Annotated in this window: 13 protein-coding genes; 8 read left to right on the top strand and 5 right to left on the bottom strand. The window is 59.9% G+C overall.

Features of this window, described 5'->3' with window-relative positions; genetic code table 11:
• Positions 1-158: 158 nt before the first annotated feature.
• Genes AABM52_RS09475 through AABM52_RS09455 form a run of 5 tightly spaced genes read left to right on the top strand, consistent with a single transcriptional unit; the run spans position 159 to position 8,489 of the window.
• Entirely contained in the window at positions 159-2,870 is a 2,712-nt protein-coding gene (locus AABM52_RS09475) for a type VI secretion system tip protein VgrG (protein WP_347911495.1), read from the top strand.
• Positions 2,867-4,771 (top strand): phospholipase D-like domain-containing protein, encoded by a 1,905-nt coding sequence (locus AABM52_RS09470; protein ID WP_347911494.1) that lies wholly within the window; start codon positions 2,867-2,869, stop codon positions 4,769-4,771. The genes AABM52_RS09475 and AABM52_RS09470 overlap by 4 nt, the downstream gene beginning before the upstream one ends.
• A complete protein-coding gene (locus AABM52_RS09465) occupies positions 4,771-6,036 on the top strand; it encodes a DUF6396 domain-containing protein (protein WP_347911493.1) in 1,266 nt (421 codons plus the stop codon). Before AABM52_RS09470 ends, AABM52_RS09465 begins: the two co-directional genes overlap by 1 nt.
• Positions 5,945-7,294 (top strand): DUF6396 domain-containing protein, encoded by a 1,350-nt coding sequence (locus AABM52_RS09460; protein WP_347911492.1) that lies wholly within the window; start codon positions 5,945-5,947, stop codon positions 7,292-7,294. The genes AABM52_RS09465 and AABM52_RS09460 overlap by 92 nt, the downstream gene beginning before the upstream one ends.
• The gene (locus AABM52_RS09455) at positions 7,203-8,489 is read left to right on the top strand and encodes a DUF6396 domain-containing protein (protein WP_347911491.1); all 1,287 of its coding nucleotides are present in this window, start codon (positions 7,203-7,205) and stop codon (positions 8,487-8,489) included. The genes AABM52_RS09460 and AABM52_RS09455 overlap by 92 nt, the downstream gene beginning before the upstream one ends.
• 254 nt (positions 8,490-8,743) lie before the next feature.
• On the opposite strand, the gene AABM52_RS09450 is transcribed toward AABM52_RS09455, so the two are convergent.
• Both AABM52_RS09450 and AABM52_RS09445 read right to left on the bottom strand, forming a co-directional pair.
• A complete protein-coding gene (locus AABM52_RS09450; RefSeq protein WP_347911490.1) occupies positions 8,744-9,070 on the bottom strand; it encodes a plastocyanin/azurin family copper-binding protein in 327 nt (108 codons plus the stop codon).
• Between the two features lie 14 nt (positions 9,071-9,084).
• Positions 9,085-10,053, bottom strand: a complete 969-nt coding sequence (locus AABM52_RS09445) for a metallophosphoesterase (RefSeq protein WP_347911489.1) — start codon at positions 10,051-10,053, stop codon at positions 9,085-9,087.
• Positions 10,054-10,207: 154 nt separating this feature from the next.
• On the opposite strand from AABM52_RS09445, the gene AABM52_RS09440 reads away from it, so the two are divergent.
• Both AABM52_RS09440 and AABM52_RS09435 read left to right on the top strand, forming a co-directional pair.
• The gene (locus AABM52_RS09440; RefSeq protein WP_347911488.1) at positions 10,208-10,720 is read left to right on the top strand and encodes a sigma-70 family RNA polymerase sigma factor; all 513 of its coding nucleotides are present in this window, start codon (positions 10,208-10,210) and stop codon (positions 10,718-10,720) included.
• Positions 10,713-11,450 carry an anti-sigma factor gene (locus AABM52_RS09435; RefSeq protein WP_347911486.1) on the top strand — a complete coding sequence of 246 codons (738 nt, stop codon included), beginning with the start codon at positions 10,713-10,715 and terminating at the stop codon, positions 11,448-11,450. The genes AABM52_RS09440 and AABM52_RS09435 overlap by 8 nt, the downstream gene beginning before the upstream one ends.
• 33 nt (positions 11,451-11,483) lie before the next feature.
• Here AABM52_RS09435 and feaR read toward each other — a convergent pair whose 3' ends face one another.
• From feaR to paaY, 3 genes are all read right to left on the bottom strand, one after another.
• Entirely contained in the window at positions 11,484-12,398 is a 915-nt protein-coding gene (feaR, locus tag AABM52_RS09430) for a transcriptional regulator FeaR (RefSeq protein WP_347911483.1), read from the bottom strand.
• A gap of 101 nt (positions 12,399-12,499) precedes the next feature.
• On the bottom strand, positions 12,500-13,423 hold the full coding sequence (gene paaX / locus AABM52_RS09425) for a phenylacetic acid degradation operon negative regulatory protein PaaX (protein ID WP_347911481.1): 924 nt from the start codon (positions 13,421-13,423) through the stop codon (positions 12,500-12,502).
• A 139-nt stretch (positions 13,424-13,562) separates the two neighbouring features.
• Entirely contained in the window at positions 13,563-14,159 is a 597-nt protein-coding gene (paaY, locus tag AABM52_RS09420; protein ID WP_347911480.1) for a phenylacetic acid degradation protein PaaY, read from the bottom strand.
• 348 nt (positions 14,160-14,507) lie between these two features.
• Between paaY and paaF the strand changes: the two genes are divergently transcribed.
• Positions 14,508-15,281, top strand: coding sequence for a 2,3-dehydroadipyl-CoA hydratase PaaF (gene paaF / locus AABM52_RS09415; protein ID WP_347911479.1), 774 nt, complete (start codon positions 14,508-14,510; stop codon positions 15,279-15,281).
• The last annotated feature ends 32 nt before the right edge of the window (positions 15,282-15,313 follow it).

Here is a 15,313-nt window from a genome sequence, read left to right as displayed (position 1 = left end):
CTACAGGTACGCAGCATCAACACTCGGATGCATCCTACGCGAGCGTCGGAACCTTCCTATATCAACCTTTTTTACCTTCCTGAAAGCTGTCGAGCGCTTGAACGCGGGCGGCAACGAAGCCTCCCCGCCTGCATCGATAGACTAGGGAGGTCTGCAACATGCACCCCGTATTGCCCGTTTTCTTCGACCACAGCCGCCACACACTCTGGGTCCGAGAGCTGGACGCCCCCCTCGACGTCCTGGCCTTCCACGGCGAAGAACACCTCAGCCAACCCTTCAGCTACCACATCGAGTTCACCTCCAGCCAGCTCGACATCGACGCCGAACGCCTGCTCGGCCAACCCGCCAGCTTCAGCCTGCACGCGCTACCGGAAAAAGTCTCGTCGCTGATCTTCGAACCGTCCGAGGTCAAGCCGCTGCGCACCTTGCACGGGGTGATCGGTGGCTTCAAACGCCTGTCCGGTTCCATCGACGAAGCGCGCTACGAAGTCACCCTGCAACCGCGTCTGGCGCTGCTCGCGCGAGGTCGGCAATACCGGATCTACCAGCACCGCTCGGTGCCGGAGATCGTCGAGCACATCCTGCGCGGCCGCCATGATTTCAGGGGCCAGGACTTCCTCTTCCACCTGCACCGCGAGTACCCCCGGCGTGAACAGGTGATGCAATACGGCGAAAGCGATCTGGCCTTCATCGCCCGCCTGCTGGCCGAAGTCGGCATCTGGTACCGCTTCACCAGCGACGAGCGCCTGAGTATCGACGTCGTCGAATTCCACGACTCCCCGCGCGCCTACCAGTTCGACGTCGAGCTACCGTTGCGGCCGCTCTCCGGGTTGAGCAGCAGCGGTGAGGACAGCGTCTGGGCCTTGCAGTCGGAACACCAGGTGGTGGAACAGCACGTCAATGTCCGCGCCTACCACCACCGTGACGCCCGCGCGCACCTCGACGGCGACATCGACCAGACGCGCGGCGCCAAGGGCACCTACGGCGAGGCCTATCACTACGCCGAGCCCTACACCGCGCTCGGCGACCGCCATGACTTCCCCGAAGACGTGCAGTGCGAAAGCGGCTACTTCTATGCGCGCCTGCGCCACGAGCGATACCTCAATCACCGCACCCGCCTCAGCGGCATGAGCAGCAGCGCCCGCCTGGCGCCGGGCCAGGTGCTGGAAGTCACCGACGGCGCGCCCCAGGCCTTCGCGCCGCGGGCGGTGATCATCGGGCTCAAGGCCGGCGCCGCCCGCGACCGCAGCTTCGAGTGCAGCTTCCAGGCCATCCCCTATGCGCAGGCGGTGTGCTTTCGCCCAGAGGTGCCACCCAAACCCTTGATCGCCGGCACCGTGCCGGCCCGGGTGACCAGCGCGCAGGCCCACAACCCCTACGCCGATACCGACGCCGAAGGCCGCTACCGGGTGCATTTCCTGTTCGACCGCGACACCTGGGACGCCGGTCGCGAAAGCACTTGGCTGCGCCTGGCCCGGGCGTACGCCGGCGACACCCACGGCCTGCACCTGCCGCTGATCGCCGGCACCGAAGTGGCGGTGGCCTTCGAACAGGGCGACCCGGACCGCCCCTACATAGCCCACGCCCTGCACGACAGCCAGCACCCCGACCCCGTCACCATGTACAACGAAAAGCGCAACGTGCTGCGCACCCCGGCCAACAACAAACTGCGGCTGGACGACACCCGCGGGCAGGAGCACATCAAGCTCAGCACCGAACACAGCGGCAAGAGCCAGCTCAACCTCGGGCATGTGGTGGATGCCGAGCGTCAAAAACGGGGTGAGGGGTTTGAGTTGCGCACCGATGCCTGGGGCGCGATTCGCGGGGGCAAGGGGCTGTTTATCAGTGCCGATGAACAGAGCAAAGCCCAAGGCCAGGTGCTGGAAATGGGCCCGGCGATCGAGCGCCTGCGACAGGCCGGCGAACAACTGCAAGCACTCTCGGAAGATGCCCAGACGGCCCACGCCGAACCCGCGGATGTGCCCGCGCAACTGGCGCTGATGCGCCAGCAGCTCGATGAATTGAAAGCCTCGGTGCTGCTGCTCAGCGCACCCCAGGGCATCGCCCTGACCAGCGGCCAGCACCTGCAACTGGCCGCGCAAGACAACCTGATGCTCAACGCCGGCGGCGAGGCCGACCTCAGCGTGGTCAAGCGCTTGTTTATCGGCGTCGGCCAGGGCTTGAGCCTGTTCGTGCGCAAGCTCGGCCTCAAGCTGATCGCCAATCAGGGCCCGGTACAGATACAGGCGCAAAACGATCGGCTGGAATTGCTGGCGCGGCAGGGGCTGGAGATCACCAGCACCGAAGATGAGATCCACATCACCGCGAAGAAGAAAATCGTCCTCAACGGCGGGGGCAGCTACCTGCGCCTGGAGACGTGTGGCATCGAATCCGGCACGGCGGGGGATCACAACGTCAAGGCGGCGCATTTCGAGTACAGCGGTCCGGCGAGCATGAAGGCCACGCATCCGGACTATCCGCAAAGCCTGTCCAGACAGACCTTACGATTCAACCTGTCACCCGCCCCAAATGCCTCCAGCCAGAACTGGGCGGGCATGCCCTACACCCTGTACGCCGATGGCGCTGTGCTCAAGCAGGGCGTGCTGGACAAGACCGGGCAACTGTCGATCGACCATCAGGTCGTCACCCAGGGCTACCGGTTGGTGATGGCCAACGGTGTGACCTACCAGATTCCGGTCCCCACCGAATACCGCAACGCCAAGCAGGCGGAACTCGCCAATCGTGGTCTGCACAACCACCCCTCGCAAGCCGATGCCGAGGTGAGCCAGCCCACATCGCACACGGATCACCGAGGCCTGTATGCCACGGTGATGGAAGGCGCTAGTGATCAGGAAGGGAAAACACAATGAGCCAATACGAGATCGTCACACCGGTCGCACTCCAGCACACCCAAGAGGTGACCTGTACCCCGCCATGGTATGTGCGCAATACCGAATACCCTCCCGCCATGGCGACTTATCAACCGCTGATCAACGGTGAAGAAGCATTCAAGGCCGTGCACCTGGCCATTTCAAAGGCCAAGGCAACTGTCGACATCATCTGTTGGGGCTTTCAGCCGTCGATGTATTTCATCCGCGATGGAATATCGCCGTGTATCGGTGAATTGCTGATGGCCATGGCGCGCGAAGGCGTCAAGGTGCGGATATTGGGGTGGGAAATGCCGTTTAACAGCGCGGGCTTTGCCGACGAATCCAATCTGCCCGGTAAAGGCCCGTACCGGATATACGACCGGGCGATGCAACCCTCCACGGACGAGCAATATGCTTATGACCGCCAGTGGTTTGCCAACTGTGCGCTTGCCGACAACATGGCCGCTGCGCATCTGGCGGCTCGCGGCACTCCAGTGTTCGTCAGTCGCGGTTTCAGCGTGCTTGAGAGGGCCGAAATAGCCCATCAGGCGAAATACAAAAGTCTCGACCCGCAGATCAGCGCCACCACGCAATTCATCCTGACGGCGACAGCGACCCATCATCAAAAAACCGTTCTCGTCGATTATGAACTGCCGGACCGCGCCGTCGGCTTCGTGATGGGTCACAACATGCTCGACGAGTACTGGGACACCAATGACCATCTGGCGGTGAACCGTGACAAGGACACCAAACCCGCCCCCAACAAGGGCCCGCGTGGCGATACCCCACGTCAGGACATTTCAAGCCAGGTCAGCGGGCCGATCCTGGAACACCTGCACCACAACTTCGCCAGCGCCTGGCGCAAGGAAACTGGCGAGGACCTGCTCGACTTACGCCAAGCCAAAGCGATCGGGCCGCAACAGCAATGCGCCCCGCAAGCCACCCGACAAATCGCGCAGATCCTGCGCACCCAGGCCCAGGAGGGCAAGCGCGATATCGAAAAGCTCTACCTGCAAGCCGTCAACAACGCGACCCAGTTCATCTACATCGAAAACCAGTATTTCCGCTGGCCGCCCCTGGCCGAATTGATCAAGGCCGTCGCCGCCGGCCAGACCAAGGCCGGTCGCGACCCCGCCATACACGGCCCCTTGCACCTGTTTGTGATCACCAATGCTAGCAAGGGCGGCATAGGCTCCGGCACCGTCAACACCCAGCGCATGCTCGAAAGCCTCGGGCGAGGTGAAACCATGCCTGCAATCACCAAGTTACGGCGTATTGAACAGGCAAAAGCTGACGCCGCGGCACTGGAAACCAGCCTGGGCGAACGTATTGAACAGCATGCCCTGATCACGCTGACGAAACTCACCGACGCATTGGGCGGAACCGATCTCAGCGACAAGGCCAAGGAAGATCAGCGACACAAGGCCTGGCTCAACGATTGGCGCAAAGTCGCACTCCAGAGCCAAATCGAGGCAATTGAGGGTGAGACTTTTGCTCAACTCCCGGAACTCTCCGGCCTGAAAGTCCATGTGTGCTCACTGGTTGCCCCCGACTCGCCCGCCGGTAAGCCCTGGATGCCAGTGTACATCCACTCCAAGTTGATGATCGTCGACGATGTGTTCACCACTCACGGCTCGGCCAACATCAATACTCGCAGCATGCAGGTGGATAGCGAACTGAACATTGCGCATGAGTGGGCGAGTGTGACGCAGGGGTTGCGGCGGCGGTTGTGGGAGATGCATACGAATGGATTGGGCGCGCAGGATGATCCGGAGGAGGCGTTCGAAGCTTGGCAGTGGATCATCGACGACAACAAAGACTTTCAGGAAGACAAGGATGTGCCTTGTGCCCCCCTCGTTGAGTTCTACTTCGGTAAATCCGACCTGTCGGACCTCGACTGATGCGACGGGTCTTGTTTTTGTCATGCCTGCTGCTGCTCGCCTGCGATACCAGTAATCCTACTTCTACTTCGACCAAGGAAGCGCCCTTGAACCCTTTGACTGAAGCCAAGGCCAATATGGCCTTTACCTGTGTGCACGAGCAGATCCCCACGGCCTCCGCCGAGGCCGATGTGCTGTTCCATTACGCGCGCTGGTTGCAAAAGAACAACCAACTCAAACAGGACAAGACTGTCGATGGAGAGATCGAACGTTTATATCGCATCGCCAGTGAGAACGGCCACTACAAGGCCAATATCAACCTGCAGAACGGTGCGATGCGCGGTACTTTCAAACTCCGTGGTGAAGAGCATTTGCGCATGAGTGAACAACTGATCAACGCGGAAGTGGCAACGGGATATTACTTTGTCGGTATCTTTTTGCAGCACGGCGCAGGCGGGTTGCAGCAAGATCACGAAATGGCCTTGCGTTACTACCGCAAAGCCGCCGATCAGGGCAATGCGCAAGCTCAGGCAGTTGTAGCCGACAAGTTGGCGCCGATTGATATTGCCCCGGATGTTGCGCGGCAGATGCGCCGTTGCGCAGCTGAACAAGGTCACGGTAAATCAGCCGTCGCCCTAGGTGTCCACTTTAAGAACAAAGGAAAGTACCAAGAAGCGCTTGAGGTCTTCCAGATGGGCGTTGTAGCTGGTAGCGACGGCGCTGCCGGCCGGTTGGAAAAAGGCTTCCGTGGCCCTAAGCCAGATAACCGCTTGCTCTACCTCGGCCAACAGGAAGACCTCGAACGCGCCGATCGCTACGAAAAAATCTGGAAAATCCTCTCGGGCTACTCCTACGCCAATCCCAAAGTCCCCGAGATCAACGAGATCGTCCCACTGCCGCCTGCCACGTTGCCTGCTTGGGACGGCAAGCTCCAATGGCTCGAAGAACGCCTGGCCAATGTCCCGCCAGAAAAACCCAGCGAAGCACTGATTCACCAACTGGCCAAAGCCAAGGTCCTCGAACCCGCCACCGGCCGGCCCATGCCAGGCTCCTCGGCCTTTATAGAGATCGACTACATCAAAAGGCCGACCTGCAATAGCGGCCAAGCCTGTACGCATACCGGTTATTGGAAAGCCGAAGGCATCGTCGACAAGATCCAACGTTTCGAAAAAGGCGAAATTATGCCGACCCTGAATGTCCAGCGCAGCCATAGCCGCTTCCTGCTCGCCGACCGGGTCACCATCGGCGAAGAAAACATTAGATGGAGTCTGTTCGGTGAGGCCTAAGTATTTATGGGGCTATTGGATACTCATCGCCTTGACCGGCTGTGGCGCCAACAATGCCGAACCTTTGTCGGTGGACTTTGTAAACCCGCTCACCGATATAAACGTTAGTCTCGCCTTCGCCTGCCAACACGAAACAATTCCGGCGCCGCCCGCTGAGGCCGATGTGCTGTTCCATTACGCGCGCTGGTTGCAAAAGAACAACCAGCTCAAACAGGACAAGACTGTCGATGGAGAGATCGAGCGCCTGTATCGCATCGCCAGTGAGAACGGACATTACAAGGCCAATATCAACCTGCAGAACGGCGCGATGCGCGGTACTTTCAAACTCCGTGGCGAAGAGCATTTGCGCATGAGTGAGCAACTGATCAACGCGGGCGTGGCAACGGGATATTACTTTGTCGGCATTTTCCTGCAGAACGGTTCGGCGGGACTACAGAAAGATCACGAAATAGCATTGCGTTACTACCGCAAAGCCGCTGATGAAGGTAGTGCGCTGGCTCAAGCCTATGTCGCAGACAAGTTGGCGCCGATTGACATTGCGCCGGACGTTGCCCGGCAGATGCGCCGCTGCGCGGCCGAGCAAGGGCACGGTGATGCAGCCTCCGACCTAGGTATAAATCTATCGGGGAAAGGGCGTTATCAGGAAGCGCTCGAAGCATTCCAGCTCGGGGTAGCGGCCGGTGACAGCACTTCGACTTCTTTTTTGAGCAAAGGCTTCCGTGGCCCTAAGCCAGATAATCGCTTGCACTACCTCGGCCAACAGGAAGACCTCGAACGCGCCGATCGCTACGAAAAAATCTGGAAAATCCTCTATGGCTACTCCTACGCCAATCCCAAGGTCGCTGAGATCAACGAGATCCTCCCGCTGCCGCCTGCGCCGTTGCCCGCCTGGGACGGCAAACTGCAATGGCTCGAAGAACGCCTGGCCAATGTCCCACCAGAAAAGCCCAGCGAAGCGCTGATTCACCAACTGGCCAAGGCCAAAATCCTCGAACCCGCCACCGGCCGGCCCATGCCAGGCTCCTCGGCCTTTATACAGATCGACTACATCAAACGACCGACCTGCATCAGCGGCCAAGCCTGCACGCATACCGGTTATTGGAAAGCCGAAGGCATCGTCGACAAGATCCAACGTTTCGAAAAAGGCGAAATTATGCCGACCCTGAATGTCCAGCGCAGCCATAGCCGCTTCCTGCTCGCCGACCGGGTCACCATCGGCGAAGAAAACATTAGATGGAGTCTGTTCGGTGAGGCCTAAGTATTTATGGGGCTATTGGATACTCATCGCCTTGACCGGCTGTGGCGCCAACAATGCCGAACCTTTGTCGGTGGACTTTGTAAACCCGCTCACCGATATAAACGTTAGTCTCGCCTTCGCCTGCCAACACGAAACAATTCCGGCGCCGCCCGCCGAGACCGATGTGCTGTTCCAATACGCGCGCTGGTTGCAAAAGAACAACCAGCTCAAGCAAGACGAAGCCGTCGATGTGCAAATCGAGCGCCTGTATCGCATCGCCAGTGAGAACGGACATTACAAGGCCAATATCAACCTGCAGAACGGTGCGATGCGCGGTACTTTCAAACTCCGTGGCGAAGAGCATTTGCGCATGAGTGAGCAACTGATCAACGCGGGCGTGGCAACGGGATATTACTTTGTCGGCATTTTCCTGCAGAACGGTTCGGCGGGACTACAGAAAGATCACGAAATAGCATTGCGTTACTACCGCAAAGCCGCTGATGAAGGTAGTGCGCTAGCTCAAGCCTATGTCGCAGACAAGTTGGCGCCGATCAACATTGCCCCGGACGTTGCTCGGCAAATGCGCCGTTGCGCTGGGGAGCAAGGAAACGGCAATGCGGCGACAGCACTAGGTGTTGATCTGTCGACAGATGGTCATTATCAGGAAGCACTTGAAGGATTCCAACTTGGCGTGGGGGCTGGTGACAGTACTTCGGCTTCTTTTTTGAGCAAAGGCTTCCGTGGTCCAAAACCAGACAATCGGCTGCACTACCTGGGCCAACAGGAAGACCTCGAACGCGCCGATCGCTACGAAAAAATCTGGAAAATCCTCTATGGTTACTCCTACGCCAATCCCAAGGTCGCTGAGATCAACGAGATCCTCCCGCTGCCGCCCGCCCCGTTACCCGCCTGGGACGGCAAACTGCAATGGCTCGAAGAACGCCTGGCCAATATCCCACCAGAAAAGCCCAGCGAAGCACTGATTCACCAACTGGCCAAGGCCAAAGTCCTCGAACCCGCCACCGGCCGGCCCATGCCAGGCTCCTCGGCCTTTATAGAGATCGACTACATCAAAAGGCCGACCTGCAATAGCGGCCAAGCCTGCACGCATACCGGTTATTGGCTGGCGGAAAGTATCGCCGGTCAATCCTGGTCGCGCCTGGAAAAAGGCGAGCCCCGGCGCTTCGAGAAGGGCGAGATCATGCCGACCTGGTAAAGCATGGCCTGCCTAACGGCAGACCGTTACCGGCCCGCACACAAAATATCTGACAGTCCCTATGGGGGCCGCCAGACAGCTCCTACAGTTGCTGCAACGAATCAATTGGCTCCAGCCCCTCTGTAGGCGCTGGCTTGCCAGCGAAGGCGTCGCGTCAGTCAACTTAAACGGTGAATGACACAACGCCATCGCGAGCAAGCTCGCTCCCACAGGGATACGCGTTTCTACATCACTCTCGCATGCTTCTCGCGGTATTATTGACTCACCACAATCTTCCCGATCATCTGTGGATGCAGCGCACAAAAATACTCAAATTCCCCCGGCGTATTGAACACCCAGGAATAACTGTCTCCGGTATCCAGCGCCCCGGAGCGAAATATCTTGTGGATTTCCGCCACTGTGTGCGGGATCTCGTCATCGTTTACCCACGTGACTTTGGTGCCCACGGCCACGGCCACGGCCACGGCCACGGCCAGATCCTTGGGCCCGAACATGAATTCCTTGATATCGATTTTTACCTCATTAGCCCACACCGGCATCGACAGCATCAGGCAGGCAACGGCCAATAATCGTGCTTTCATCCCAGTCCCCTCCGTTAAGCCAGTGTCGAATCGATCAGCGCCAGCGGATGATCACCCTGGGTCGCTCGCACTTCGGTGACCCCCAAATAATTGCGCAGTTGATCAGCCGCCACGGTCATCGGCCCCGGCGTCGGCGCCGCGCCCGGTGCGGGTTGTGGATAAGCCGTGCCGCGAGCGGTGTGGAAGGTGATATTGCCTTCGACTTTCTGGATGACCTGATGGATGTGCCCGTTCAACACCGTTACCGAACCGTACTTGCGCAGCATGGCAATCGCCTGATCGCCATCCTCGGTACCCCAGCCCCACGGCTGATAAACCGTCCACAACGGAATATGGGTAAACACCACGATGGGCGTGCTGCTGCTCACGGCTCGCAAGTCATCGGCCAGCCACGCCAGTTGATCGGCACCAAGGGTTGCTTCATGGCCGGCCTGGAAGTTGAAGACATTCACCAGTGCAATGAAGTGCACGCCGTGGTCGTCGAAGCTGTACCAGCCATTGCCTTTGGTGCCCTTGCCGTAACGTTCCAGATAGAGCTTGCCGCCGCCTTCGTCGAGGGTGTCGTGCTCGCCCGGCACGTAGTGCACGGGGGACGGCAAGCCTTTGAGCAACTGGGCGGCGGTGTCGAACTCCTCGGCTTTGGACAGATGGGTAATATCGCCGGTATGCAGGATCAACGACGGCCGTTTCGGCAGGGCAACGACCTTGTCGATAGCCACCTGCAAGGTCTTCAGCGGTTCCGGATTGGCCTCCTTGTTGAAACCGATGTGCGAGTCGCTGATCTGCACAAACTGGAACGTGCTGGCGAGTGCCTTGGGGTCGGCGACGTTACCCGTCTCATCCAGGGCGAAGGCCCGGGGAATACCGCCACTCAAGGCCCAGATCACGCCAGCCCCGGCCCATGCAGAGCACTTGAGCAGCGTTCGGCGGTCAGGGTTCAACGGGCCGTCGGTACGTCGTTGGTGTTTTGAATGAATGTCCATCGGTAATCCCTCGCTGGAGAACTACAGTGATGTAGCTGACACGAGGTAAAAACCTGGCGGGACAGGTCTTTATTCCCTGTCGAAAATATATTTTTTCTCGGGAATAAAACGCAACGCTTCACAGTTATAGGGATGGGACAGTGCGGAAACCACTATGAAGCGATTTGAGGAATTGTTTGCGCCCCACCTGGACGCCGCCTACAACCTCGCGCGCTGGCTCACTGGCAACGACAGCGCCGCGCACGATGTCGTGCAGGAAAGCGCCCTGCGGGCGTTCAGATTTTCGCAGCGCTTCGCCGACGGCAACGCCAAGGCCTGGTTCCTGACCATCGTGCGCAACGAAAGCTACACCTGGCTCAAGGCTTCAGCCGGGCGCCGTTGGGTCGCCATCGGCGATGAACTCGCCGAAGACGACAAGGCGCTCAGCCACAGCCAGACCCCGGAACTGCTGGCCATCCACAGCGAAAATGCGGCGCTGATCCAGCAAGCCCTGTGCGCCCTGCCGCCGGCGTTTCGCGAGGTGATCGTGCTCAAGGAACTCGAAGACATGCCCTACAAGGACATCGCCCTGGTGGTCGACATCCCCATCGGTACCGTCATGTCGAGGCTGGCCAGGGCTCGCGCCATGCTCACGCTCGAACTACTGAAGTTGCACGATCATGAATGAACTCGACTGCACGGTTTGCCAGACGCTGATACATGGCTATCTGGACAAGGAACTCGACTCGGCGACGGCTGCGAATGTGTCCGGGCATCTGGCCGAGTGCGTCGCGTGCGCGCGATTGCATGATCAGACGAGGCTGCTGATGGCCGGTGTGAAGCAACGAGCGCCGTATTACGCAGCGCCGGCGTCATTGACTTCCCGGGTGTTCGCCCCTGAACCCCCATCGGTTGGCGTCGTCGAGCGTTGGCGCAAATGGTTCGCACCGGCTTTTTCAGCGACGGCGCTGGCCTTGGCGGTGGTGCTGTATGTGGCGACGCCAGGCAGCGAACAGCCATTGATGGACGAGGCGGTCTCCAGCCATGTGCGTTCGCTGATGGGCGAGCATTTGAACGATGTGGTGTCGTCCGACCGCCACACCGTGAAGCCCTGGTTCACCGGCAAACTCGACTTCTCGCCGCCGGTATTCGATTACTCGGCGCAAGGATTTCCCCTGCTGGGCGGGCGGCTGGATTATCTGCAACATCAGACCACGGCGGCCCTGAGTTACGGACGGGCCAAGCACATCATCAATGTTTTTATCTTGCCCACGCCTGAGACGGACGAGCCACGGCAAAGCCTGACGATCCGAGGTTTCAACGTGGTGTCCTGGCAAGAAAACCACATGCGCTTTGTGCTGGTGTCCGACCTGGAGAAAAGTGAGCTGGAGGCGTTCAGCCAGTTACTCAAGCCGTAGCATTTTTTCACCGAAGCAAGAGCAAAAAAAACCTCAAGCATGCCGCTTGCGATACTCCCCCGGCGCAATGCCGAAGCGCGACTTGAACGCGGTGGAGAAGTAGCTCGAATCGGAAAACCCCCACGAATACCCCAGCACTGACAACTTCTCTTCCCTGCCTGACCGGCGCAGGGATTCGGCGCACAAATCCAGGCGACGGTTCTTGATGTAGCGCGCCACCACCAAGCCCTTCTTGGCAAACATGCGGTACAGGCCCCGGGTGGACATGCCGACTTCCCGCGCCAGCCATTCCGGGCACAGGTCTTCGGAGCGAATGTTGTCGTCGATGCAGGTGAGCGTCTTGCGGAAGCTCCGCTCATGGGCATCGCTGCTGTCGTCGGCCTGGCTGATCGCCGGGCGCAGCAGGCTGACAATCGCCTCCAGGGTCGCTTCGCTTTCCTGGCGGGTCAGGTGCTGCTGGCGGGTGGCATCGAGGATCAGCCGGTGCGAGAGCATCGCAATGGGCGAAGTCGCGGCAATCCGGTGGCCGCACTTGACCTGATTGAAGCGCAGGGTTTGCTCGACCAGTTGATACGGCAGGATCAATGACAACTGCCGGGAGTTTTCGCTGTAGGTGAAGTCACTGGGGCGCGCGGCATCGATCAGCGTGATGTCGCCGGGGGACAGCAAGACCTTGTCGTCGCCCTGGGCCATGCCCGCCGTGCCGTCGAGCTGGAACACCGCAAAATACTTGCCGCCCTCGCCCGCCGCGACTTCCTGGGGCGTACGGTACAAACGCGCCTGGCACACGTCGACGAAACTGAGCTTGAGCGCATCGCTCTGGTATTCGCGGATGCGCCCGGCAAATTCGCTGCCCAGGGGTTGTGCGTTGAAGGCGCCACAGATCTGGTTGATCTGATGGATCCACTGGTCGAACCCATCATGGCGCTGTGCAATTGTAGAAATCATGTCAGGCCTCACGCAGGCTTATTTTTATTGTCTACGTCAATCCACACGACATCGGATGCTTCGAGTCTCCTGAACCGCACCATTCCCTGAACAATGACGTGCTATTTCAGTCCGCCAAAACGCCGATAGAAGCTTTCGCCCACATCCGGCAACGGGCCATCGGCCGTTTCCAGTGCGGCGTTCAGCCATTCTTCGGCCTTGGCGTAGATCAAACGGTAAATGTTGCGGCACAACTGGCGGGCGGCGCGGCCTTCCCAATCGCCGGGCAGCAACTCGTCCGGCAGTTGCGGGTCGCGCAGCAGCAGCTTGCGGTACTCGTGAATCAACAGCACCCGCGCCAGGAAGCAGTCGGCCGGTTGCAGGTTTTCCTGCTCGCGCAGGGCTTGCCACAACGGCCGGAACAACTGGATGAACTCGCTGTAGTGCGCCGCCAGCTCCTCGATGTTCCAGCTTTCGCGCACTTGCAGGCGCAGGGCCTTGGAGGCCAGTACGTCCTGTGCGGTGGTTTCGAAGACGATGGTGTCTTCCTGGACGCCAAGGTCGAGCAGGGTCGCGTTGACGTCGGAACGGTCGCTGCGCGGACAGGCCAGCACCACCGGCGAAATCGCGCCGAAGCCTTGCCACTCCAGTTCTTCACGCACCTGTTTGCGTTTGTCCTGGGTCAGTTGCGAGAGCATCACCAGGCACCAGGAACCATCCCAGGCCGGCATCGTGGTGCTGTAGACCCGCTTGAAGGCCTTGTCGAAACGCCGGCGACCGGTGCCGGTCAGGCTGTAGTAGCTGCGACGACCGACCTTCTCGGCGGTCAGCCAGCCTTCCTTGGTCAGGCGAAAAATCGAGGTGCGGATCAGCCGTTCGTTGATGCCGACGGGCTCGAGCAATTGAATCAGGCTGCCCAGCCACACGGTGCCGCCATGGGGTTCGATGGCATCCCCGTACAACGTGATGATCAAAGAGCTGGCGCGGATCGGCGTCTGCTCCTGGAAGCGGGTAATCAGATGGTTCAAGGGAGTCAGGGACGACATGGGCGTTCCGTGGAAAAAAAGAAAAGGAATATACCGAAACTCCGTAGGAGCTGCCGAAGGCTGCGATCTTTTGATTTTGTTTTTTGAAAGATCAAGATCAAAAGATCGCAGCCTTCGGCAGCTCCTACAGGGGTGGTGTTCATGAGGTACTGTCCTTTGGCCGCAACCCGCTGTCACTGATCCGCGGGCGATCCGGCTCCGGTTCGCTCAGCGGTTCGCAGACCTGCATCTGCGTAAGGCAACGCTGGGCCAACTGCTGATACTCCCGGGTGCCGGCCTGTTTCCACGCCACTTCCTGATCGCTGAGGCTGCGCTTGACGCTGGCCGGTGCGCCCATGACCAGCGACTGCTCCGGGCATTCGAAGCCGGCCTTGACGAATGCCGCCGCCGAAACGAATGAACGCGGGCCGATCCTGGCGTTGTCCATCACCACCGCATTCATGCCCACCAGCGCGTCGGCGCCGATCCGGCAACCGTGCAGCACCGCGCCGTGGCCGATGTGGCCGTTGCGCTCGATCACGGTGTCGCTGTCGGGGAAACCGTGCATCACGCAGGTGTCCTGCAGGTTGGCGCCCTCCTCCAGCACGATCCGCCCGAAATCGCCGCGCAGGCTGGCCAGCGGACCGACGTAGCAATGGGGGCCGATGATCACGTCACCGATCAATACGGCGGACGGGTGCACATAAGCGCTCGGGTCAACCACCGGAGTCAGGCCATCAAGGCTGTAGCAGGTCATGGAAGCTTCCTTCACAAAGCGATGCAAATAATGACTCATTTTGTATCACATCACTTTTAACAGCACAAAGACTAAAAACCGTATCACTTGAAATGCACCTTTCCGACGAATGCCCGCGCGCCTCAAAAATCGCCATAAAGCCCAATGTTTTCTTGGTAAAACCCGCCACCAGCCCTCCTTCAGCAGGAAGCATGAAAATCGAAAAGCCCCACAATAAGACACATTAAATCTATTTTCGTATTGCATTTACGTATCACGTTATAGCTATACTTGGGCAAAACCGGCCCCTGCGGCCGATCCAATAACGAGCCGGCACCACGCCGAGCGTGCACCGTGAGAGCATCCGCCATGCCTCTGACCCTTGCCGTCGAATTGATCGAGCCTGGCGTCCGCCTGATTACCCTGCAGCGCCCGCAGGCCCTGAATGCCTTGACCACCGAGTTGCTGGGCGAGCTGGCCGCTGAACTGAACATCGCGCAAGCCGACCCCGACACCCGCGCCGTGGTCCTCACCGGCAGCCGCAAGGCCTTCGCCGCCGGCGCCGACATCAAGGAAATGGCCGAACGCAACCTGGTCGGCATCCTCGACGATCCGCGCCAGGCTTCGTGGCAAACCATTACCCGCTTCAGCAAACCGCTGATCGCGGCGGTCAACGGCTTCGCCCTCGGTGGTGGCTGCGAACTGGCGATGCACGCCGACATCATCATTGCCGGTGAAGACGCCCGTTTCGGCCAGCCGGAAATCAACCTCGGGATCATGCCCGGCGCCGGTGGCACCCAACGCCTGCTACGCGCCGTCGGCAAATCCATGGCCATGCAGATGGTGCTGACCGGCGAGCCGATCGACGCCCGCCAGGCCCAGCGCGCCGGGCTGGTCAGCGAAGTCACCCAACCGGAATTCACCGTCGAGCGCGCCCTGCACATCGCCCGCGGCATTGCGGCCAAGGCACCGCTGGCGGTGCGCCTGGCCAAAGAGTCGCTACTGAAGGCCATGGACACCGACCTGGCCAGCGGCCTGCGCTTCGAGCGCCATGCCTTCACCGTGCTGGCCGGCACCCGCGACCGCGACGAGGGCATTGCGGCCTTCCAGGAAAAGCGCAGCCCGACTTTCACCGGGCAATAAAGCGGCCACCGACATCCGAATTCGAACGACTG

The organism is Pseudomonas grandcourensis (genome assembly GCF_039909015.1).
In the GTDB taxonomy this organism is placed as follows: Bacteria; Pseudomonadota; Gammaproteobacteria; order Pseudomonadales; family Pseudomonadaceae; genus Aquipseudomonas; species Aquipseudomonas grandcourensis.
This window is presented reverse-complemented; position numbering and strand designations above follow the sequence as displayed.

Coding starts and splice junctions, on each gene's coding strand:
- paaY (WP_347911480.1), bottom strand. CDS start 14,159: ATGACCTGCTACAGCCTTGATGGCCTGACTCCGGTGGTTGACCCGAGC.
- AABM52_RS09440 (WP_347911488.1), top strand. CDS start 10,208: ATGAAGCGATTTGAGGAATTGTTTGCGCCCCACCTGGACGCCGCCTAC.
- paaF (WP_347911479.1), top strand. CDS start 14,508: ATGCCTCTGACCCTTGCCGTCGAATTGATCGAGCCTGGCGTCCGCCTG.
- AABM52_RS09445 (WP_347911489.1), bottom strand. CDS start 10,053: ATGGACATTCATTCAAAACACCAACGACGTACCGACGGCCCGTTGAAC.
- AABM52_RS09470 (WP_347911494.1), top strand. CDS start 2,867: ATGAGCCAATACGAGATCGTCACACCGGTCGCACTCCAGCACACCCAA.
- paaX (WP_347911481.1), bottom strand. CDS start 13,423: ATGTCGTCCCTGACTCCCTTGAACCATCTGATTACCCGCTTCCAGGAG.
- AABM52_RS09460 (WP_347911492.1), top strand. CDS start 5,945: ATGTCCAGCGCAGCCATAGCCGCTTCCTGCTCGCCGACCGGGTCACCA.
- AABM52_RS09450 (WP_347911490.1), bottom strand. CDS start 9,070: ATGAAAGCACGATTATTGGCCGTTGCCTGCCTGATGCTGTCGATGCCG.
- AABM52_RS09435 (WP_347911486.1), top strand. CDS start 10,713: ATGAATGAACTCGACTGCACGGTTTGCCAGACGCTGATACATGGCTAT.
- AABM52_RS09475 (WP_347911495.1), top strand. CDS start 159: ATGCACCCCGTATTGCCCGTTTTCTTCGACCACAGCCGCCACACACTC.
- feaR (WP_347911483.1), bottom strand. CDS start 12,398: ATGATTTCTACAATTGCACAGCGCCATGATGGGTTCGACCAGTGGATC.
- AABM52_RS09455 (WP_347911491.1), top strand. CDS start 7,203: ATGTCCAGCGCAGCCATAGCCGCTTCCTGCTCGCCGACCGGGTCACCA.
- AABM52_RS09465 (WP_347911493.1), top strand. CDS start 4,771: ATGCGACGGGTCTTGTTTTTGTCATGCCTGCTGCTGCTCGCCTGCGAT.